This is a genomic window from Kitasatospora sp. NPDC088160 (assembly GCF_044741445.1).
Classification (GTDB): domain Bacteria; phylum Actinomycetota; class Actinomycetes; order Streptomycetales; family Streptomycetaceae; genus Kitasatospora.
The window spans coordinates 150,510-168,629 of sequence record NZ_JBIUSS010000008.1; the positions used below are offsets into that span (position 1 = coordinate 150,510).

An 18,120-nucleotide genomic window follows, 5' to 3' on the forward strand; every position below is an offset into this window, starting at 1 on the left:
CTCAGCGGTGGTTGAGCGCCGGGTTGACGGTCACCTCGACCCGCTGGAACTCCTTGAGCTCGGTGTAGCCGGTGGTGGCCATCGCGCGGCGCAGCGCGCCGAACAGGTTCATGGTGCCGTCGGGGGTGTGCGAGGGACCGGTCAGGATCTCCTCGGTGGTGCCGACCGTGCCGAGGTCCACCCGCTTGCCGCGCGGCAGCTCCTCGTGGACGGCCTCCATGCCCCAGTGGAAGCCCTTGCCGGGCGCGTCGGTGGCGCGGGCCAGCGCGGCACCGATCATCACCGCGTCGGCGCCGCAGGCGACGGCCTTCGGGATGTCGCCGCTGTAGCCGACGCCGCCGTCCGCGATCACGTGCACGTAGCGGCCGCCGGACTCGTCCATGTAGTCCCGGCGGGCGGCGGCCACGTCGGCGACGGCGGTGGCCATCGGCACCTGGATGCCGAGGACGCCCCGGGTGGTGTGGGCGGCGCCGCCGCCGAAGCCGACCAGCACGCCGGCCGCGCCGGTGCGCATCAGGTGCAGGGCCGCGGTGTACGTGGCGCAGCCGCCGACGATCACCGGGACGTCCAGCTCGTAGATGAACTGCTTGAGGTTGAGCGGCTCCGCGCCGCTGGACACGTGCTCGGCCGAGACGGTGGTGCCGCGGATGACGAAGACGTCGACGCCGGCGTCCACGACGGCCTTGGAGAACTCGGCGGTGCGCTGCGGCGAGAGCGCGGCGGCGGTGACCACACCGGAGTCGCGGACCTCCTGGATCCGCTGCTTGATCAGCTCGGCGCGGATCGGCGCGGCGTAGATCTCCTGGAGGCGGCGGGTCGCGGCGGCCTCGTCGGTGATCGTGGCGATCTCGTCGAGCAGCGGCTGCGGGTCCTCGTAGCGGGTCCAGAGGCCTTCCAGGTTCAGCACGCCGAGGCCGCCGAGGCGGCCGATGGCGATGGCCTGCTGCGGCGAGACCACGCTGTCCATCGGGGCGGCCAGGAACGGCAGCTCGAAGCGGTAGGCGTCGATCTGCCAGGCGATCGAGACCTCCTTCGGGTCCCGGGTACGGCGGCTGGGGACGACGGCGATGTCGTCGAAGGAGTACGCCCGTCGGCCGCGCTTGCCTCGCCCGATCTCGATCTCAGTCACTTCGAGCCCTTCTGGTTTGTTGCTCATGCCCGCCGGGTCACCCCGGCCGCCCCCAGTATCCCGCACCCCGGTTGCCTCGCGCGCTCGCCTCCGGGGCGCGGGGCCCACCCCGGCGGCCCGCCCCCGCTCCCGGGCGCGCCGAAGGGCCCGGCGCCGGGGTGCGGCGACGGGCCCTCGATGTCCGCGGACTCAGCGGTTGGAGTAGTTCGGCGCCTCGACGGTCATCTGGATGTCGTGCGGGTGGCTCTCCTTGAGGCCCGCCGAGGTGATCCGGACGAAGCGGCCCTTGCTCTCCATCTCGGCGATGGTGGCGGCGCCGACGTAGCCCATGGTCTGGCGCAGGCCGCCGACCAGCTGGTGCAGCACGGCCGACAGCGGGCCGCGGTAGGGCACCTGGCCCTCGATGCCCTCGGGGACGAGCTTGTCGTCCGAGGCCACCTCGGCCTGGAAGTAGCGGTCCTTGGAGTACGAGCGCCCCTGGCCGCGGGACTGCATCGCGCCCAGCGAGCCCATGCCGCGGTAGGACTTGAACTGCTTGCCGTTGATGAACATCAGCTCACCCGGGGACTCCTCGCAGCCGGCCAGCAGCGAGCCCAGCATCACGGTGTCGGCGCCGGCGGCCAGCGCCTTGCCGATGTCGCCGGAGTACTGGAGACCGCCGTCGCCGATGACCGGCACGCCGGCCGCCTGACAGGCCACCGCGGCCTCGTAGATGGCGGTGATCTGCGGGACGCCGATGCCGGCGACCACGCGGGTGGTGCAGATGGAGCCGGGGCCGACGCCGACCTTGACGCCGTCCACGCCGGCGTCGATCAGCGCCTGGGCGCCGTCACGGGTGGCCACGTTGCCGCCGACCACGTCGATCCCGACGGCCGACTTGATCTTGCCGATCCAGGCCAGCGCGTTGTGGCTGTGGCCGTGCGAGGTGTCCACGACCAGGAAGTCCGCACCGGCCTCGACCAGGGCCTGGGCCCGGTCGAACGCCTCGGCGCTGGCACCGACGGCGGCACCGACCAGCAGACGGCCCTCGGCGTCCTTGGCGGCGTTCGGGTACTGCTCGGCCTTGACGAAGTCCTTGACGGTGATCAGGCCCTTGATCCGGCCCTCGTCGTCGACCAGCGGCAGCTTCTCGATCTTGTGGCGGCGCAGCAGCGCCATCGCGTCCACCCCGGAGATGCCGACCTTGCCGGTGATCAGCGGCATCGGGGTCATGATCTCGCGGACCTGGCGGCTGCGGTCCGACTCGAAGGCCATGTCACGGTTGGTGACGATGCCGAGCAGCTTGCCGGCCTCGTCCGCGATCGGCACGCCGGAGATGCGGAACTTGGCGCACAGCGCGTCGGCCTCGGCCAGCGTGGTGTTCGGGCCGACCGTGATCGGGTCGGTGACCATGCCGGACTCGGAGCGCTTCACCAGGTCGACCTGGTTGGCCTGGTCCTCGACCGACAGGTTGCGGTGCAGCACGCCGACGCCGCCCTGGCGGGCCATCGAGATCGCCATCCGCGCCTCGGTGACCTTGTCCATCGCGGCGGAGAGCAGCGGGATGTTGACGCGCACGTTCCGGGAGACCCGCGAGGAGGTGTCGACCTGGTTCGGCAGCACCGCGGAGGCCCCGGGCAGCAGCAGGACGTCATCGAACGTGAGCCCGAGCATGGCGAACTTCTCGGGTACGCCTGCGGCGTTGTAAGACATTTGGGGGGTACCTTCCGTGGCCGGCCTATTCCGCTCACGCCCTGAGGGTGGGGCGCGTTCATCGCTCACTCGCAGCAGACCGCCGAAGCCGGGTGGTTTTGGAGGAACCTCCAGGGGAACCCCGCGCGCACCCGCGAAACTTTGGCAACCCGCCCAGGCGCCGATACCCCATGGTACTGGCACCGCGAATGTGTCCTCGTGTGCCCTTGACAACACCGGCCCCCCGTGGCTCATTCCGGCCGGTCAGGGCTTCAGGAGGACTCCTCCGCCAGCGCCCGCAGCCGGCTGAGCGCCCGGTGCTGCGCCACCCGGACGGCGCCCGGGGACATCCCCAGCACCTCGCCGGTCTCCTCCGCCGACAGCCCGGCGGCCACCCGCAGCAGCACCAGTTCGCGCTGACGGGCCGGCAGGTTGGAGAGCAGTTCCTTGGCCCAGGCCGCGTCGCTGCTCAGCAGCGCCTGCTCCTCCGGGCCGAGCGCCTCGTCCGGCACCTCCGGCAGGTCGTCCTGCGGAACGACCGTCGAGCCGGGCCCGCGCATCGCGGCCCGCTGCAGATCGGCGATCTTGTGCGCGGCGATGCCGTAGACGAAGGCCTCGAACGGCCGCCCCTGGTCCTTGTACCGGGGCAGCGCGCACAGCACCGCGACGCAGACCTCCTGCGCGACGTCGTCCACGTGGTGCCGGGCGCCGCCGGGCAGCCGGACCAGCCGGCCGCGGCAGTAGCGCAGCGCCAGCGGATGGACGTAGGCGAGCAGGGCGTCGATGGCCGGGCCCTCACCGCGGACGGCGGCCGCGACGAGCTCGCCCACCAGCGGGGAGCCGCCCGCGCCGAGCACCGGCGGTCGACCGGGGCCGGGCACCGCGCCGGGGCCGCCGGGGTCGGCGTACGACGGATCGCCACCCGGGCCGGAGGGCTCGGCCTCCACCGGGTCCGCCTGGCCGGCCGCACCGGCGACGTCGTCACGCATCGGTCCATGGTGCCTGGTCGAGCGGGAAAACGCGGCACCGCGTCCGGAGTTGTGCACCGGAACGTTATGCGCTGCGGCGCCGTACGGCGTGCCGCCGCGCACCACCGGCCCCTCCTGCACCGTGCCGCCTCCCGCCCCGCCGCCGTCGGTGGTCCCGTCCTTCGCGCCGTCCGCCGCATGTCCCGCGGCCGTGTGGTTCGCCGCAGTGCCTGTCCGCTGGTCCCCGAGGTGCTCCACTCCTCCATGGTGCAACCTCGGGACCGTAACGTCACACGCCCGGACGGCGTCCGTCCCGGGAACCGCCGGCGGCGCGCCGCAGCCGGCGGCGCCACCGGCGGTCAGCGGACCAGGCCCCAGCGGAAACCCAGCGCCACCGCGTGCGCGCGGTCGGAGGCCCCGAGCTTCTTGAACAGCCGTCGGGCGTGGGTCTTGACGGTGTCCTCGGACAGGAACAGCTCGCGGCCGATCTCGGCGTTGCTGCGGCCGTGGCTCATGCCCTCCAGCACCTGGATCTCACGCGCCGTCAACGTGGGCGCCGCGCCCATGTCGGGGCTGCGCAGCCGGCGCGGGGCGAGCCGCCAGGTCGGGTCGGCGAGGGCCTGGGTGACGGTGGCCCGCAGCTCGGCGCGCGAGGCGTCCTTGTGCAGGTACCCGCGGGCGCCCGCGGCCACCGCGAGCGCGACCCCGTCGAGGTCCTCGGCGACGGTGAGCATGATGATCCGCGCGCCCGGATCGGCGGACAGCAGCCGCCGGACCGTCTCGACCCCGCCGAGGCCGGGCATCCGGACGTCCATCAGAACGAGATCGGAGCGGTCGGCCACCCAGCGGCGGAGGACCTCCTCCCCGTTCGTCGCGGTGGTGACCCGGTCCACACCGGGTACGGTCGCGACCGCGCGGCGAAGCGCCTCGCGGGCGAGCGGGGAATCGTCGCAAACGAGAACGGAAGTCATGACCGTCGTCCTCCGCAGCTGATCCGCGTCACGTTGAGCCTCCTGGCTGGTACGAACCTCTCCGACACGGCCGATCGGCGACAGAGTCCGTGCTGATCGCCTCAAATTCCGCGCGATCGTTCCCGACGTCCGGCGCCCGCTAACCGCCTCCGCACTTCCAACGACCGTCACTCGAATGAGTTACGGCCTTCGGGGCCATCTCCACCACTGTACGTGGCCAACCCATTACCGATCAGCCGCATCGCGGTGCACACGCCGCACTTTTCCCCAGCTCGCGCGCGGTGGGCGCACGACCCGCACACCGGTGCGGAGTGTCGCGCGCCCGTCGGCCACCCGAATGCCACGCCCGCGCCCGCCGAACCCCTTGCCCACTTTGCCCGTTTTTATAGCTTTCGTATGGTCATTGACTGTTGTGCCACTCTGTGGGTGACTTGTCCATGGAGTTGCCGTAAGTCATATTTCCAGGTGTCCACACCAGTGCATCGACGCCCGCCGTGCCGCCCAGCAGCAGCCCGCTGAGCGCCGGCCCACGGCCGACGAGCCTCTGAAGGGAATGAGCCATGGCAGATTTCTCCCGCCTCCCAGGTCCCAACGCGGACCTCTGGGACTGGCAGCTCTCCGCAGCCTGCCGTGGCGTGGACAGTTCGCTCTTCTTCCACCCCGAGGGCGAACGCGGGGCCGCGCGGAGTTCGCGCGAGGCCAGTGCCAAGGAGGTCTGCATGCGCTGCCCGGTGATCACCGAGTGCGCGGCGCACGCGCTGGCGGTCCGCGAGCCGTACGGCGTCTGGGGTGGGATGACCGAGGACGAGCGCGAGGAGATGCTGGGGCGTTCGCGGCACCGGCTGGTGGAGGTCCCGCTGACCCCGCCGGCGATCGCCCGGCGCTAGCCCCGCCTCCACGGCGCGCCGTGAAGAAACGTTTCCTCTCGGCGTCCCGGGCTGTTCAAGCCCAGTCCAGAACGCTCAGGCCCCAGAGGTCAGCGCCCGGCCGACCCCGCCAGCCGCTCCAGCATCAGCGCCACGGCCGGCACCTCGGCCAGATCCGGCAGGGTCAGCGCGACCACCTGCCGCACCGCCGGCGCCCCCGCGGCCGTCCGCACCGGCACCGTCGACACCCCGTCCGGGCGCACCGACTCCAGCGCCAGCCGGGGCAGCACCGCCACCCCCAGCCCGGCCGCCACCAGGCCGACCACTGCCGGATAGTCGTCGGTCGCGAAGTCGATCCGGGGCTCGAAGCCCGCCCCCGCGCACAGCTCCACCAGGTGCCCCCGGCACTGCGGGCAGCCCGCGATCCACTGCTCCCCCGCCAGCTCGGCCAGCTCCACCGGCCTGCCGCGCCCCGCCAGCCGGTGCGCGGCGGGCAGCAGGCCCACCAGCGGGTCGTCCAGCAGCGGGGTGACCACCAGATCGGACCAGTCGGAGCCGGCGCTCAGCTGCTGCGCCTCCAGGTTGGCCTCGGCCCGCGCCTCGCGCGGCGTCCCGTGCGCGGGCGCCGGCAGCGCGGCGCCGCCGTCGGACTGCGGGTAGCGGAAGGCCAGCGCGATCTCGCACTCGCCGCCGCGCAGCATCGCCAGCGACTCCGGCGGCTCCGCCTCGACCAGCGACACGCGCACCCCCGGATGGCTGTCCCGCAGCCGGGCGACCGCGGGCGGCACCAGGGTGGAGCTCGCGGTCGGGAAGGAGACCAGCCGCACCCGCCCGGCCCGCAGCCCGGCGATCGCGGCGATCTCCTCCTCGGCCGCGGAGAGCCCGGCCAGGATCCCGGTGGCGTGCTTGAGCAACACCCGCCCCGCCTCGCTGAGCTGCATGCCCCGGCCGGAGCGGACCACCAGCGGGGTGTCCACCGACTTCTCCAGGGCCTTCATCTGCTGGCTGATGGCGGGCTGCGTACAGCCCAGCTCGCGGGCGGCGGCGGAGAAGGAGCCGGTGCGGGCGACGGCACGCAGAACGCGCAGGTGACGGGCCTCGATCATGCCTCAGTTATAAGGCAATCTTTGCCAATGGCAAAATTCTGCTGATGATTGAAGCCTCAAACGCCAAACACGCCGGAGGCCCGGCCGCACCCCGAGGGGCGCGGACCGGGCCTCCGGTCGACCGTCAGGCGTCAGTGCGAGTGGCCGTGACCGTGGCCGTGGCCCGCCTCGGCCTCCTCTTCCTTCTTCTCCACCACGAGGGTCTCGGTGGTGAGCAGCAGGGAGGCGATCGAGGCCGCGTTCTCCAGGGCGGAGCGGGTGACCTTGACCGGGTCGATGACGCCGGCCTTCACCAGGTCGCCGTACTCGCCGGTGGCCGCGTTGTAGCCCTGGCCGATCTCCAGCTCGGCGACCTTGGAGGTGATGACGTAGCCCTCCAGGCCGGCGTTCTGGGCGATCCAGCGCAGCGGCTCGTGCAGCGCCTTGCGGACCACCGCGACACCGGTCGCCTCGTCACCCGACAGGCCCAGGCCGCCGTCCAGCACCTTGGCGGCGTGCACCAGGGAGGCGCCGCCACCGGCGACGATGCCCTCCTCGACCGCGGCACGGGTCGCCGAGATGGCGTCCTCCAGGCGGTGCTTGCGCTCCTTCAGCTCCACCTCGGTGGCGGCGCCGACCTTGATGACGCAGACGCCGCCGGCCAGCTTGGCCAGGCGCTCCTGCAGCTTCTCGCGGTCCCAGTCGGAGTCGGTGGCGGCGATCTCACCCTTGATCTGGGCGACGCGGCCGGCCACGGCCTCGGTGTCACCGGCACCGTCGACGACGGTGGTCTCGTCCTTGGTGATGGTCACGCGGCGGGCGGTGCCCAGCACGTCCACGCCGACCTGGTCGAGCTTGAGGCCGACCTCCTCGGAGATGACCGTGCCGCCGGTCAGGGTGGCCAGGTCGCCGAGGATCGCCTTGCGGCGGTCGCCGAAGCCCGGGGCCTTGACGGCGACCGCGTTGAAGGTGCCGCGGATCTTGTTCACCACGAGGGTGGACAGCGCCTCGCCGTCGACGTCCTCGGCGATGATCAGCAGCGGCCGGGAGGCACCGCCCTGGAGGATCTTCTCCAGCAGCGGCAGCAGCTCCTGGATGGAGGAGATCTTGCCCTGGTTGATCAGGATGTACGGGTCCTCCAGGACCGCCTCCTGCCGCTCCGCGTCGGTGACGAAGTACGGCGACAGGTAGCCCTTGTCGAACTGCATGCCCTCGGTGAAGTCCAGCTCCACGCCGAAGGTGTTCGACTCCTCGACGGTGATGACACCGTCCTTGCCGACCTTGTCGATCGCCTCGGCGATCAGCTCGCCGACCTGGGTGTCCTGGGCGGAGAGGGACGCAACGGCGGCGACGTCGTCCTTGCCCTCGATCTCGCGGGCCACCGAGAGCAGGTGCTCGGAGACGGCGGCGACGGCCTTGTCGATGCCCTTCTTCAGGGCGGCCGGGCCGGCACCGGCGGCGACGTTGCGCAGACCCTCGTTGACCAGGGCCTGGGCCAGCACGGTGGCGGTGGTGGTGCCGTCACCCGCGACGTCGTTGGTCTTGGTGGCGACCTCCTTGACGAGCTGCGCGCCAAGGTTCTCGTACGGGTCATCCAGCTCGACCTCACGGGCGATGGTGACACCGTCGTTGGTGATGGTCGGGGCGCCGAACTTCTTGTCGATGACGACGTTGCGGCCCTTGGGGCCGATGGTCACCTTGACGGTGTCGGCCAGCTTGTTGACACCGCGCTCCAGCGAGCGGCGGGCGTCCTCGTTGAACTGCAGGATCTTCGCCATGTTCCCTATTCCCTCGGGGCTTCGGCCGGCCCACCGGCCGCCGGACTACGTGAACCAACAACCACGCCCCGGGCCCCTGTCACTTGGGACACGGATCCGGGGCGGGTCGGAACGACTTACTTCTCGATGATGGCGAGAACGTCGCGGGCGGAAAGAACCAGGTACTCCTCGCCCTGGTACTTCACCTCGGTGCCGCCGTACTTCGAGTACAGGACGATGTCACCGACGGCGACGTCGAGCGGCAGACGCTGGCCGTCCTCGAAGCGGCCCGGGCCGACGGCCAGGACGACGCCCTCCTGGGGCTTCTCCTTGGCGGTGTCCGGGATAACCAGGCCGGAGGCCGTGGTGGTCTCGGCGTCGAGCGGCTGGACCACGATGCGGTCCTCAAGCGGCTTGATGGCAACCTTGCTGCTGGTGGTCACGTCCGAGCTCCCCTTCGGAGATTACGGGGTTTCTAACGGGTAGGAGCGAACCTGTGGGCCTGCCGTCGCGGGGGTCAGGCACACGTCTTCGCGTTAGCACTCCCCCAGTGGGGAGTGCCAAGGACGACCATAGGCCGGTGTTAGCACTCAGTCAACCAGAGTGCCAACGGCGCGCCCGGGCATCCCGAACCGCGGGCGCGGAGCCGTACTCCTGTGCGACCACCCCGCCCCGGGCGGACTCCCGCCGCGAGCCGCGACCCCGCCCACCGCGTCGGCCGTCGGAGCCGGTGGGGCCGCCAACCCGCCAGAATGGCCCCGTGGACACCGAGAACCTCCAGCCCCTACTGGCCCCCGAGGGCCAGGCCCTGCTCGCCGAACTGCGCGAGTTCACGCCCGAGGAGGAGCTGGCGCTGGCCACCAGGCTGCGGCGGGAGCACCCGGCCGAGCTGGTGTCGGCGGCCTTCGGGCAGGCCCGGCTGCGGCAGCGGGCGCGGGCGAAGTTCGGGGCGGACGCCGACCTGATGTACTTCACGCCCAACGGCGTCGAGCAGTCCACCCGGCGCAGCGTGGCCGAGTGGCGGGCGCGCCGCTTCGCCGAGCTGGGCGTCCGCCGGCTGGCCGACCTGTGCTGCGGCATCGGCGGGGACGTGCTGGCGCTGGCCAGGGCCGGGATCGAGGTGCTGGCCGTCGACAAGGACCCGGCGGCCTGTGCCGCCACCGCCGCCAACGCGGCCGCGCTGGGCCTGGCCGACCTGGTCCGGGTGCGCTGCGCGGACGTCGCCGAGGTGGACGTCACCGGCTACGACGCGGTGTTCACCGACCCGGCGCGGCGGACGGCGCGCGGCCGGGTGTTCGATCCGGAGGCGTACGCCCCGCCGCTCTCCTGGGCGATCGAGGCCGGCCGCCGGACCCCGATCGGCGCGCTGAAGGTGGCCCCGGGCATCCCGCACGAGGCCGTCCCGGCCGACGCCGAGGCGGAGTGGGTCTCCGACCACGGCGACGTGAAGGAGGCGGTGCTCTGGTTCGGCACCGGGGCCGCCCGCCCGCACCGCGCCACCCTGCTGCCGCAGGCCGCCAGCCTCACCGGCGGCGACCTGCCCGACCCGCCGGCCGGCCCGGTCGGGCGCTACCTGTACGAGCCGGACGGCGCGGTGATCCGGGCCCACCTGGTGGCCGAGGTGGCCGAGCAGGTGGGCGGTCGGCTGATCGACCCGAAGATCGCCTACCTGACCTCGGACCAGCTGGTGGCCACCCCGTACGCGCACGCCTTCGAGCTCACCGACGTGCTGCCGTTCCACATCAAGCGGCTGAAGGCGCTGCTGCGCGAGCGCGGGGTCGGCACGGTGGTGATCAAGAAGCGCGGGATGGCGATCACCCCGGAGGAGCTGCGCCGCCAGCTCAAGCCCTCCGGGCCGAACGCCGTCACGGTGATCCTCAGCCGCACCGACAACGGGCCGCTGATGATGCTCGGCCGACCCGCCTGAGGCGGCTGCGCGGCGGGCGCCCGGACTACGAGGCGGGCGCCTGGATGTAGTCCTCCAGCCGGGCCACCGAGAAGCCCTGCTCCTGGATCCGGGCCAGCAGGTCGCCGAACATCTGGGTCATCGTGGCGCCCTTGAGCTCCTTCGGGCCGCGGAAGTGCGCCAGGATGATGTCGCCGGACTTCAGCTTCTTGTCCGCCGCCTGGTACTGCATGTCGTGGATCTGCATCGACTCGCGCCAGAGCACCATCGCGCGCGGGCCGCACTGCTGGACCGAGTTGTTCAGCGTGGGGGTGTTGGCACCGTCCCCGAACGGCGGGCGGAACAGCAGCGGGGCGGTGCCGTACTGCTGGGTGAGCGCGGACTGCGCGTCGCAGATCTCGGACTTCTGCTTCTCCGCCGGGATCTTGCTCATCACCGGGTGGTCCACGGTGTGGTTCTGGATGTGGTTGCCGAGCGCCTGGAGCGGCTTGAAGTAGCCGTAGTCGTTCTTGACGATGTCCCGGGTCAGGAACATCGAGATCGGCACCTTGAGCTCGGTCAGCATCTCGACGAACTTCGGGTCCTTCTCGGCGCCGTCGTCGATGGTGATGAAGACGACCTTGTCGCTCGTCTTCACCTCGCTGAACACCGGTACGGGGCCGGTCCGTTCGAGCTTGATGGGCTTGTCCGCGGGCGGTGCGGGGGCCGGCGCCAGCGGCTTGAGGTTCCACTTCGCCCAGGCCGCCGGGTCCCCGCCGGCCGGGGCCGGGGTGGTGGGCGTGCCGGCCGGGCTGGTCGGCACGGCGCCTCCGCCGGTGGGCTGGGGCGTGGCCGCCGAGCTGCCGCCGGCCGCCGCCGGGGCGGCGGCGCCCCCGTTGTCGCCGCATCCGGTGGCCAGGGCCAGCAGGGCCAGCGCCCCCACCGCGTACGTCCTGGTCCTGCTCCGACCGTCCCTGTTCACCGCAGCGCGCTCCCGGTTCCCGTCCAGCTTCTTCTCAGCTATGCACGGTAGCGGTCGGGGCGGCGGTTCCCGGACGGGGCCTATTCGACGTGCTCGCTGGTGAAGGACCAGCGGTGCACCGGGCGGCCGAGCAGGTCGGCCGGCGGGTCGGCGACCGGCACCGGCTCGCCGGTCCACCAGGTGATCAGCAGCACGCGTTCGCCGGGCGCGCCGAGCAGCTCGGTGCGGACCAGCCCGGCCGAGCCGCGCACCGACGGCAGCACCACCTCCCGTACCCAGGAGGCGAGTTCGGCCCCACGGCCGGCGGCGGCGCGGGCCTCCCACATCGCGGCGACGGTCACTTGGCGCCACCGGTGAGGGCCTGGTACGCCTGGCCGTGGACGTCGCCGTGCCGGACGTCCGCGGCTGGCACGTGCGCCTCGGTCACCGGCAGCGAGGAGTCGGCGGACAGGTCGAGCGCGGACGGCGTGCGGTCGCGCCACACCATCTCGGAGCCCAGCGCGGCCACCATCGCGCCGTTGTCGGTGCACAGGCCCGGCCGGGGCACCCGCAGCCGGATGCCGGCCCGGTCGCAGCGCTGCTGGGCCATCTCGCGCAGCCGCGAGTTGGCGGCCACCCCGCCGCCGATCATCAGGTGGTCGACGCCGTTGTCCCGGCACGCCTTGACGGCCTTGCGGGTGAGTACGTCGGTGACGGCCTCCTGGAAGGACGCCGCCACGTCGGCGATCGGCACCTCCTCGCCGGCCCGGCGCTTGGCCTCCACCCAGCGGGCGACGGCGGTCTTCAGGCCGGAGAAGGAGAAGTCGTACGCGGGGTCGTTGCGGCCGCTCAGGCCGCGCGGGAAGGCGATCGCCTTGGGGTCGCCCTCGCGGGCGGTGCGGTCGACCACCGGGCCGCCCGGGAAGCCCAGGCCGAGCACCCGGGCGACCTTGTCGAAGGCCTCGCCGGCCGCGTCGTCGATGGTCGCGCCGAGCGGGCGGACGTCGCTGGTGATGTCCTCGCTGAGCAGCAGCGAGGAGTGCCCGCCGGAGACCAGCAGCGCCATCGTCGGCGACGGCAGCCGGCCGTGCTCCAGCTGGTCGACGCAGATGTGCGAGGCGAGGTGGTTGACCCCGTACAGCGGCTTGTCCAGCGCCCAGGCGTACGCCTTGGCAGCGCTGACACCGACCAGCAGCGCCCCGGCCAGGCCGGGGCCTGCGGTGACCGCGATGCCGTCCAGGTCGCTCGCCTTGACGCCGGCGGTGTCCAGGGCGCGCTGGATGGTCGGGACCATCGCCTCCAGGTGGGCGCGGCTGGCGATCTCCGGGACGACGCCGCCGAAGCGGGCGTGGTCGTTGACGCTGGAGGCGACCGCGTCGGCCAGCAGCGTGGTGCCGCGCACGATGCCGACGCCGGTCTCGTCGCAGGAGGTCTCGATGCCGAGGACGAGCGGTTCGTCAGCCATGGCGGGTGTCCTTAAGGTCCTTCGGGTCAGTGCTGGGGTGGTCGAGGCGCATCACCAGCGCGTCGACGTTGGCGGGCTGGTAGTAGCCGCGCCGGATGCCCACCGGTTGGAAGCCGAAGCGCTCGTACAGCTGCTGGGCGCGCGGGTTGTCCACCCGCACCTCCAGCAGCAGTTCGGCGCAGCCGCGGCGGGCGGCCTCCCGGATCAGGTCGGTGAGCAGCGCCGCGCCGAGGCCGGCGCCCTGGTGGCGCTGGTCGACGGCGATGGTCTGGACGTCGCCCTCGCCGGCGATCGCCATCAGCCCGGCGTAGCCGACGACGGCGCCGTCCGCGTTGGTGGCGACGGTGTAGTGGCGGGTGCCGCCGGGGTGGGTCTCGGCCAGCTCGGACCAGTACATCCCGGTGGACCAGGCGTCCTCGGGGAAGAGTCGCAGCTCCAGCTCCATCACCGGCGCGATGTCCCACCAGCGCATCGGGCGCAGGGTGGTGCCGTGTTTCACGCCGGGAGCACCGCCTTGCCCCCTAGAACGTTCTTGAAGGCGGCCGGCACCTGGGCGTCCGGGCGGCGCAGGTACAGCGGGACGTTCGGCAGCAGCTCGCGGCCGGCCGCCAGCTCGGCGGCGGCGAAGCCCGCCAGGGCGCCGGCCGACACGTGCTCGGGGCCGTGCGCGCCGGGGAAGGTCTCGGGGTAGAGCAGCGCGCCGGCGCCGACCGACCGCGGGCGCGGGGCCAGCTCGGCGGGGCGGTCCACGCCGGGGCCCTCGGTGCGGTGGCCGTCGGCGTCGTAGGAGGCCCAGTAGACCTCCTTGCGGCGCGCGTCGGTGGCCACCGTGAACGGCTGCCCGGCCAGGCCCTCGGCGCGGGCCTGGTGGGCGATCGCGTCCAGGGTGCAGACGCCGTGCACCGGCAGCCCGAGGGCGTGGCCGAGCGCGGCGGCGGTCACCAGGCCGACCCGCAGGCCGGTGTACGGGCCCGGGCCGACTCCCACCGCGATGCCGGTGAGCCGGTGCTTGTCGACGCCGGCCGCCCGCAGGACCTGGTCGATCGCGGGCAGGAGCAGTTCGCCGTGGCGCCGGGCGTCGACCTGGTGGGTCTCGGCGAGGACGGCCGTGCCGTCGTGGACGGCGGCGGTGACGGCGGGGGTAGCGGTGTCGAACGCGAGCAGCAGCACGGGTCAAGGTTAGACCGACGTTGGTCCGACCGGCTGATCGACCGGGCGTGCCGCCCGGGAACACACATCCGGGGCGCCGCGCCCCGGCTGGACGGACCTGGCACGATGGGGCGGTACGTAAAGGGACGGCGGCGGGAGCGGCACGTGGCGAAGATGGGTCCTGGTGTGGTGGTCACGGGGCTGACCCTGGGGGCCCTGGCGGTGGTGAGCCTGCTGGCCTTCCAGGCCAACGGTGCTCAGGACCGGGCGGCCGGCGCCAAGCCGACCGCCAGCACCACGACGTCCGGCGGGCCGGCCGCCTCCCCGACGCCGAGCGCCTCGGCCACCCCGACGGCCCCACCGCTGCCGACCATCTCGGGCAGCGGCACCAGGGTGGTCTACTCGATCAGCAGCCACTACGTCTGGCTGGTCGACCCGAAGAAGAACCCGCAGGTCACACCCGGCTTCCCGGTCACCCCGGGCTCGGTCGAGCCGGCTCCGGGCAGCTACTCGGTCTACAGCCGCACCCCGACGACCACCGGGACGGACGGCAAGCAGATCGAGCACGTGGTGCGCTTCGCGCAGCAGAACGGCGTGGTGTTCGGCTTCAGCGCCGCCGTGGACGGCGCGACCCCGACCGCCGAGCCGAACGCCAAGACCGGCGGCATCCGCAGCGGCCGCCCGGACGGCCAGCTGCTCTGGGACTTCGCGCCGAACGGCACCAAGGTGGTCGTGGTCGCCTGAGCTCGGCCCAGGTGAGTCAGGCCGCGCGGGGCGTGCCCGTCTCCGGCTCCTCGGCCCGCCGGGGCTCCGGCTCGGGCGGGGTGGACACCGCCTCGGCGGCCGCACAGGCGGCCAACAGCGCCCGCATCGGCGCCCCCTGGACGCGGCGGGCGGACTCTCCGGCCCCGGCGCCGTGCCCGGCGCGCTTCGGGGCGGGGGTGGTGCTCGACATGGCGCCTCCCTAGTTAGGCAGACCTAACCGCAGCACCCATCCCACCACGCCCGGCACCCCGCCCGCAACACTTCCCGACAGCCCGTCGGCAAAACGGCGCACACCCGGGTGCGGGCCTCAGCCGAGCGCCTCCAGCGCGACGCCCGCCCAGCGCGGACCGAGGCCGGTCAGCACCACCCGGCGCGGGTCCAGGTCGTCCTCGTCGACGGTGTCGCCGAGGGCCCGCTCGATCCGCACCTCCAGCCGGTCCTCGGACAGCCGCTCGACCTTGCCCTCGCCCCACTCGACCACGACCACCGACTCCGGCAGCGAGACGTCCAGGTCGAGGTCCTCCATCTCGTCCAGGTCCCCGCCGAGCCGGTACGCGTCCACGTGCACCAGCGCCGGGCCGCCGACCAGCGACGGGTGCACCCGGGCGATCACGAAGGTCGGCGAGGTCACCGCCCCGCGGACCCCCAGCCCCTCCCCCAGGCCCCTGGTCAGCGTGGTCTTCCCCGCTCCCAGTTCACCGGAGAGCAGCACCAGGTCCCCGGGCCGCAGCAGCGCGGCCAGCTCCCGGCCGAGCCGGCCCATCCGCTCCGGGGTGGGGACGGTGAGAGTGGCGTGCGAGCCCATGCGCGTGTCTTGCCCTTCGGTCCGTACCGGCGTGCCGACCGCCGGCCGCCACCGCTACCGTGCCACATCGCCGGCCCGGCGCGCGCCGGGAAGGGGTCAGGAGCCGTCCAGGGCCGCCGGGGGCGGCGCGGCGGCGGCGAAGTCGGCGGCCCGGCGCAGCAGCGCCACCAGCTCGTGGTCGACCAGCTCCGGGCGCTCCAGCATCACCAGGTGCCCGGCGCCCTCCACCAGGACCAGCTCCGCGCCGGGCAGCCGCGCGACCATCGCCTCGCTGTGCGCCGACGGCGTCAGCAGGTCCTTCGTACCGGCCAGCACCAGCGTCGGCAGGCCGCTCAGGGCGGCGAGCGCCGCGTACTTCTCGTGCGTGCCGAACACCGGGTAGAACTCGGCGACCACGTCGATCGGGGTGGCGTCCAGCAGTTGCTCGGCGAACCGCACCACGCCCGGGTCGACGTCCCGCCCCCCGAAGGAGAACCTCCGGTAGAAGACGGCGGCGACGTCCGCGCCCAGCCGCCGGCTCGCCTCCACCAGCTCGACCTGTCGGCCCAGCAGCCGCATCATCCCGGGCGCGACCTTCTTGAACAGCTTCGCGCCGGCCGACGGCAGCCCGAGGCTGACCTCGTTCCAGTCCCCCGCCAGCGTGCCGATCAGCGCCACCCCGGCGACCCTCTCCCGGAACAGCTCCGGGTGCTGGTCGGCCAGCGCCATCACCGTCATGCCGCCCATCGAGTGGCCCACCAGCACCAGCGGCCCGGTCGGCGCGACGGCGTCGATCACCGCCTTGAGGTCGCCGCCCAGCTGGTCGATGCTGGCCGGCTCGCCGGCCAGGTAGGAGCGGGAGCGCTCGGAGCGGCCGTGGCTGCGCTGGTCCCAGAAGACCAGCCGCAGTCCCTCGCGCAGCGCGGCCCGCTGGAAGTGCCAGCTGTCCTGGTTGAGGCAGTAGCCGTGGCAGAACACCACGGTCAGCGGCTCGGGGCCGGAGGTGTCGCCGTCCGGCTCGGGGCCGGTGCCGTCCAGCTCGACGTACAGCTCGGTGCCGTCCGGCGCGGCCACCGTCCGCGGGCGCCCGCGCAGCGAGCCGTACGGGGCTTCGGCGTCCAGCTCGGCCCGGGCCCGGCGGCGGGTCGCCCGGCCGACGGTCAGCCGCTCGATCGCCACCCCGGCGGCCGCCCCGGCCGCCAGCACGCCGACCGAGATCCCGATCACACCGGCCCGGCTCACCCCGGAGGCCGCGCCGGCCGCCTTGGCCACCGCCGCGACCGGGCCGCTCTCGGCCGGTCCCTCCGTCATGCGCCCGGGCCCTCGGTGCGGCAGCCGCCCAGGTAGCGGCGCGGGACCCGGGCGCCGATCCGGGTCACGATCTCGTACGAGATGGTGCCGCAGGCCCGGCCCCAGTCCTCGGCGGTCGGTTCGCCCTGCTCGCCGTTGCCGAACAGCAGCACCTCGTCGCCGATCGCGGGGGTGTCCCCGCCGAGGTCCACGACGAACTGGTCCATCGCGACCCGGCCGGCGATCGTGCGCCACTTGCCGCCGATCTGCACCGGGCCGGTGCCGCTGGCGTGCCGCGGGATGCCGTCGCCGTAGCCGACCGGGACCAGGCCCAGCGTGGTCGGGCCCGGCGTCACGTAGTGGTGGCCGTAGCTGACCCCGTGCCCGCCCGGAACGTGCTTGACCAGCGCCAGCCGCGCGGTCAGCGCCATCACCGGACGCAGCCCGAAGTCGGCCGGCGACCCGACCTCCGGCACCGGCGACAGCCCGTACGCGGCCAGGCCGGTGCGGACCAGGTCGAAGTGCGACTGCGGGAGCAGCAGGGTGGCCGGCGAGTTCGCCAGGTGCCGCACCTCCGGGCGCAGCCCGGCGGCCTCGGCCCGGGCCAGCGCCGCGTGGAAGGAGTCCAGCTGGGCCTGGATCGACGGGTGGCCCGGCTCGTCGGCGGCGGCGAAGTGCGACCAGACGCCGACCACGGTCAGCAGCCCCTCCGCCTCGGCGCGGCGGGCGGCGGCCACCAGGTGCGGCCAGTCGTGCGGCTGGCAGCCGTTGCGGCCCAGACCGGTGTCCGCCTTCAGGTGCACCCGGGCCGGGATGCCGGTCTCCCGGACGGCCGACAGCAGCTCGTCCAGCGCCCACTGGCCGCTCACCGAGATGTCGATGTCCGCGCGCAGCGCCTCCCGCCACGGCCCGCCCGGCGTCCACAGCCAGCACAGGACGCGGGCCTGCTCCGGGCGGATGCCCGCGGCCCGCAGTGCCAGCGCCTCCTCGGGCGTCGCGCAGCCGAGCCAGCCGACCCCGTTCGCGACCGCCTCGCGGGCGCACTCGACGGCGCCGTGGCCGTAGGCGTCCGCTTTGACCGCGAGCATCACCGCCGAGCTGCCGACGCGCTCGCGCAGCGCGGCGAGGTTGCCGCGCAGGGCGGCCAGATCGATGGTCGCCTCGGCCCGTACGCCGTCGGTCAGGGTCGCCGTGCCGGTCGTGTTCGCAGTTGTCATCAGGGTCAGTCTCCCAGACATCCCGGAGTCCTCGCCGAACGGCCCGTCCGTGCGGCGGCCGGTGCCAGGACCCCCGGCACCGCGCCGACCTGCGGCGCACCGCTCGTCACCCTGTTCCGGACGCCCACGGAGGACCGATCGGTTCCGCACCGCCCGC

19 protein-coding genes are annotated in these 18,120 nt (G+C 73.4%); 3 read left to right on the forward strand and 16 right to left on the reverse strand.

All coding sequences use genetic code 11. The features are described 5' to 3' along the window. Position 1: 1 nt before the first annotated feature. The 4 genes from ACIOGZ_RS14350 to ACIOGZ_RS14365 all read right to left on the reverse strand — a co-directional run bounded on the left by ACIOGZ_RS14350 (position 2) and on the right by ACIOGZ_RS14365 (position 4,739). The gene (locus ACIOGZ_RS14350) at positions 2-1,129 is read right to left on the reverse strand and encodes a GuaB3 family IMP dehydrogenase-related protein (RefSeq protein WP_063348999.1); all 1,128 of its coding nucleotides are present in this window, start codon (positions 1,127-1,129) and stop codon (positions 2-4) included. A 189-nt stretch (positions 1,130-1,318) separates the two neighbouring features. Further along, positions 1,319-2,821, reverse strand: a complete 1,503-nt coding sequence (gene guaB, locus ACIOGZ_RS14355) for an IMP dehydrogenase (protein ID WP_063348998.1) — start codon at positions 2,819-2,821, stop codon at positions 1,319-1,321. 251 nt (positions 2,822-3,072) lie between these two features. After that, positions 3,073-3,789: an RNA polymerase sigma factor ShbA gene (gene shbA, locus ACIOGZ_RS14360; protein ID WP_079135824.1), complete on the reverse strand. Its 717-nt coding sequence runs from the start codon at positions 3,787-3,789 to the stop codon at positions 3,073-3,075. A gap of 338 nt (positions 3,790-4,127) precedes the next feature. Continuing rightward, positions 4,128-4,739, reverse strand: coding sequence for a response regulator transcription factor (locus tag ACIOGZ_RS14365; RefSeq protein WP_014136228.1), 612 nt, complete (start codon positions 4,737-4,739; stop codon positions 4,128-4,130). A gap of 560 nt (positions 4,740-5,299) precedes the next feature. On the opposite strand from ACIOGZ_RS14365, the gene ACIOGZ_RS14370 reads away from it, so the two are divergent. Continuing rightward, positions 5,300-5,626, forward strand: a complete 327-nt coding sequence (locus ACIOGZ_RS14370; protein WP_063348997.1) for a WhiB family transcriptional regulator — start codon at positions 5,300-5,302, stop codon at positions 5,624-5,626. Between the two features lie 89 nt (positions 5,627-5,715). On the opposite strand, the gene ACIOGZ_RS14375 is transcribed toward ACIOGZ_RS14370, so the two are convergent. From ACIOGZ_RS14375 to groES, 3 genes are all read right to left on the reverse strand, one after another. After that, on the reverse strand, positions 5,716-6,711 hold the full coding sequence (locus tag ACIOGZ_RS14375) for a LysR family transcriptional regulator (protein ID WP_363580148.1): 996 nt from the start codon (positions 6,709-6,711) through the stop codon (positions 5,716-5,718). Positions 6,712-6,842: 131 nt separating this feature from the next. After that, the gene (groL, locus tag ACIOGZ_RS14380) at positions 6,843-8,468 is read right to left on the reverse strand and encodes a chaperonin GroEL (protein ID WP_063348995.1); all 1,626 of its coding nucleotides are present in this window, start codon (positions 8,466-8,468) and stop codon (positions 6,843-6,845) included. Between the two features lie 116 nt (positions 8,469-8,584). After that, positions 8,585-8,890 (reverse strand): co-chaperone GroES, encoded by a 306-nt coding sequence (gene groES, locus ACIOGZ_RS14385; protein ID WP_014136232.1) that lies wholly within the window; start codon positions 8,888-8,890, stop codon positions 8,585-8,587. A 317-nt stretch (positions 8,891-9,207) separates the two neighbouring features. Between groES and ACIOGZ_RS14390 the strand changes: the two genes are divergently transcribed. After that, positions 9,208-10,374 carry an SAM-dependent methyltransferase gene (locus ACIOGZ_RS14390; protein ID WP_400330337.1) on the forward strand — a complete coding sequence of 389 codons (1,167 nt, stop codon included), beginning with the start codon at positions 9,208-9,210 and terminating at the stop codon, positions 10,372-10,374. 25 nt (positions 10,375-10,399) lie between these two features. On the opposite strand, the gene ACIOGZ_RS14395 is transcribed toward ACIOGZ_RS14390, so the two are convergent. The 5 genes from ACIOGZ_RS14395 to tsaB form a co-directional block, all read right to left on the reverse strand. Next, a complete protein-coding gene (locus ACIOGZ_RS14395; RefSeq protein ID WP_363580144.1) occupies positions 10,400-11,314 on the reverse strand; it encodes a polysaccharide deacetylase family protein in 915 nt (304 codons plus the stop codon). An 80-nt stretch (positions 11,315-11,394) separates the two neighbouring features. Then, on the reverse strand, positions 11,395-11,655 hold the full coding sequence (locus ACIOGZ_RS14400; protein ID WP_363580142.1) for a hypothetical protein: 261 nt from the start codon (positions 11,653-11,655) through the stop codon (positions 11,395-11,397). Then, on the reverse strand, positions 11,652-12,758 hold the full coding sequence (gene tsaD / locus ACIOGZ_RS14405; RefSeq protein ID WP_363580140.1) for a tRNA (adenosine(37)-N6)-threonylcarbamoyltransferase complex transferase subunit TsaD: 1,107 nt from the start codon (positions 12,756-12,758) through the stop codon (positions 11,652-11,654). Before tsaD ends, ACIOGZ_RS14400 begins: the two co-directional genes overlap by 4 nt. Further along, positions 12,751-13,230: a ribosomal protein S18-alanine N-acetyltransferase gene (gene rimI / locus ACIOGZ_RS14410; protein ID WP_363580297.1), complete on the reverse strand. Its 480-nt coding sequence runs from the start codon at positions 13,228-13,230 to the stop codon at positions 12,751-12,753. The genes tsaD and rimI overlap by 8 nt, the downstream gene beginning before the upstream one ends. Before the next feature lie 23 nt (positions 13,231-13,253). Continuing rightward, positions 13,254-13,928, reverse strand: a complete 675-nt coding sequence (gene tsaB, locus ACIOGZ_RS14415; protein WP_350877147.1) for a tRNA (adenosine(37)-N6)-threonylcarbamoyltransferase complex dimerization subunit type 1 TsaB — start codon at positions 13,926-13,928, stop codon at positions 13,254-13,256. Between the two features lie 153 nt (positions 13,929-14,081). On the opposite strand from tsaB, the gene ACIOGZ_RS14420 reads away from it, so the two are divergent. Then, a complete protein-coding gene (locus tag ACIOGZ_RS14420) occupies positions 14,082-14,651 on the forward strand; it encodes a hypothetical protein (protein WP_363580295.1) in 570 nt (189 codons plus the stop codon). 16 nt (positions 14,652-14,667) lie between these two features. Here ACIOGZ_RS14420 and ACIOGZ_RS14425 read toward each other — a convergent pair whose 3' ends face one another. From ACIOGZ_RS14425 to alr, 4 genes are all read right to left on the reverse strand, one after another. Then, positions 14,668-14,862 (reverse strand): hypothetical protein, encoded by a 195-nt coding sequence (locus ACIOGZ_RS14425; RefSeq protein ID WP_063348989.1) that lies wholly within the window; start codon positions 14,860-14,862, stop codon positions 14,668-14,670. A gap of 117 nt (positions 14,863-14,979) precedes the next feature. Beyond that, positions 14,980-15,477 (reverse strand): tRNA (adenosine(37)-N6)-threonylcarbamoyltransferase complex ATPase subunit type 1 TsaE, encoded by a 498-nt coding sequence (tsaE, locus tag ACIOGZ_RS14430; RefSeq protein ID WP_363580138.1) that lies wholly within the window; start codon positions 15,475-15,477, stop codon positions 14,980-14,982. A gap of 96 nt (positions 15,478-15,573) precedes the next feature. Next, complete coding sequence (locus tag ACIOGZ_RS14435) at positions 15,574-16,767, reverse strand: alpha/beta hydrolase (protein WP_363580136.1); 1,194 nt, start codon at positions 16,765-16,767, stop codon at positions 15,574-15,576. After that, the gene (alr, locus tag ACIOGZ_RS14440) at positions 16,764-17,963 is read right to left on the reverse strand and encodes an alanine racemase (protein WP_400809103.1); all 1,200 of its coding nucleotides are present in this window, start codon (positions 17,961-17,963) and stop codon (positions 16,764-16,766) included. The genes ACIOGZ_RS14435 and alr overlap by 4 nt, the downstream gene beginning before the upstream one ends. Between the last annotated feature and the right edge of the window lie 157 nt (positions 17,964-18,120).

What these genes read in the sequence shown, in the direction of transcription:
- guaB (WP_063348998.1), bottom strand. Translation starts at nt 2,821, where the DNA reads ATGTCTTACAACGCCGCAGGCGTACCCGAGAAGTTCGCCATGCTCGGG.
- shbA (WP_079135824.1), bottom strand. Translation starts at nt 3,789, where the DNA reads ATGCGTGACGACGTCGCCGGTGCGGCCGGCCAGGCGGACCCGGTGGAG.
- ACIOGZ_RS14365 (WP_014136228.1), bottom strand. Translation starts at nt 4,739, where the DNA reads ATGACTTCCGTTCTCGTTTGCGACGATTCCCCGCTCGCCCGCGAGGCG.
- ACIOGZ_RS14370 (WP_063348997.1), top strand. Translation starts at nt 5,300, where the DNA reads ATGGCAGATTTCTCCCGCCTCCCAGGTCCCAACGCGGACCTCTGGGAC.
- ACIOGZ_RS14375 (WP_363580148.1), bottom strand. Translation starts at nt 6,711, where the DNA reads ATGATCGAGGCCCGTCACCTGCGCGTTCTGCGTGCCGTCGCCCGCACC.
- groL (WP_063348995.1), bottom strand. Translation starts at nt 8,468, where the DNA reads ATGGCGAAGATCCTGCAGTTCAACGAGGACGCCCGCCGCTCGCTGGAG.
- tsaD (WP_363580140.1), bottom strand. Translation starts at nt 12,758, where the DNA reads ATGGCTGACGAACCGCTCGTCCTCGGCATCGAGACCTCCTGCGACGAG.
- rimI (WP_363580297.1), bottom strand. Translation starts at nt 13,230, where the DNA reads ATGCGCTGGTGGGACATCGCGCCGGTGATGGAGCTGGAGCTGCGACTC.
- ACIOGZ_RS14420 (WP_363580295.1), top strand. Translation starts at nt 14,082, where the DNA reads ATGGGTCCTGGTGTGGTGGTCACGGGGCTGACCCTGGGGGCCCTGGCG.
- ACIOGZ_RS14425 (WP_063348989.1), bottom strand. Translation starts at nt 14,862, where the DNA reads ATGTCGAGCACCACCCCCGCCCCGAAGCGCGCCGGGCACGGCGCCGGG.
- tsaE (WP_363580138.1), bottom strand. Translation starts at nt 15,477, where the DNA reads ATGGGCTCGCACGCCACTCTCACCGTCCCCACCCCGGAGCGGATGGGC.
- ACIOGZ_RS14435 (WP_363580136.1), bottom strand. Translation starts at nt 16,767, where the DNA reads ATGACGGAGGGACCGGCCGAGAGCGGCCCGGTCGCGGCGGTGGCCAAG.
- alr (WP_400809103.1), bottom strand. Translation starts at nt 17,963, where the DNA reads ATGACAACTGCGAACACGACCGGCACGGCGACCCTGACCGACGGCGTA.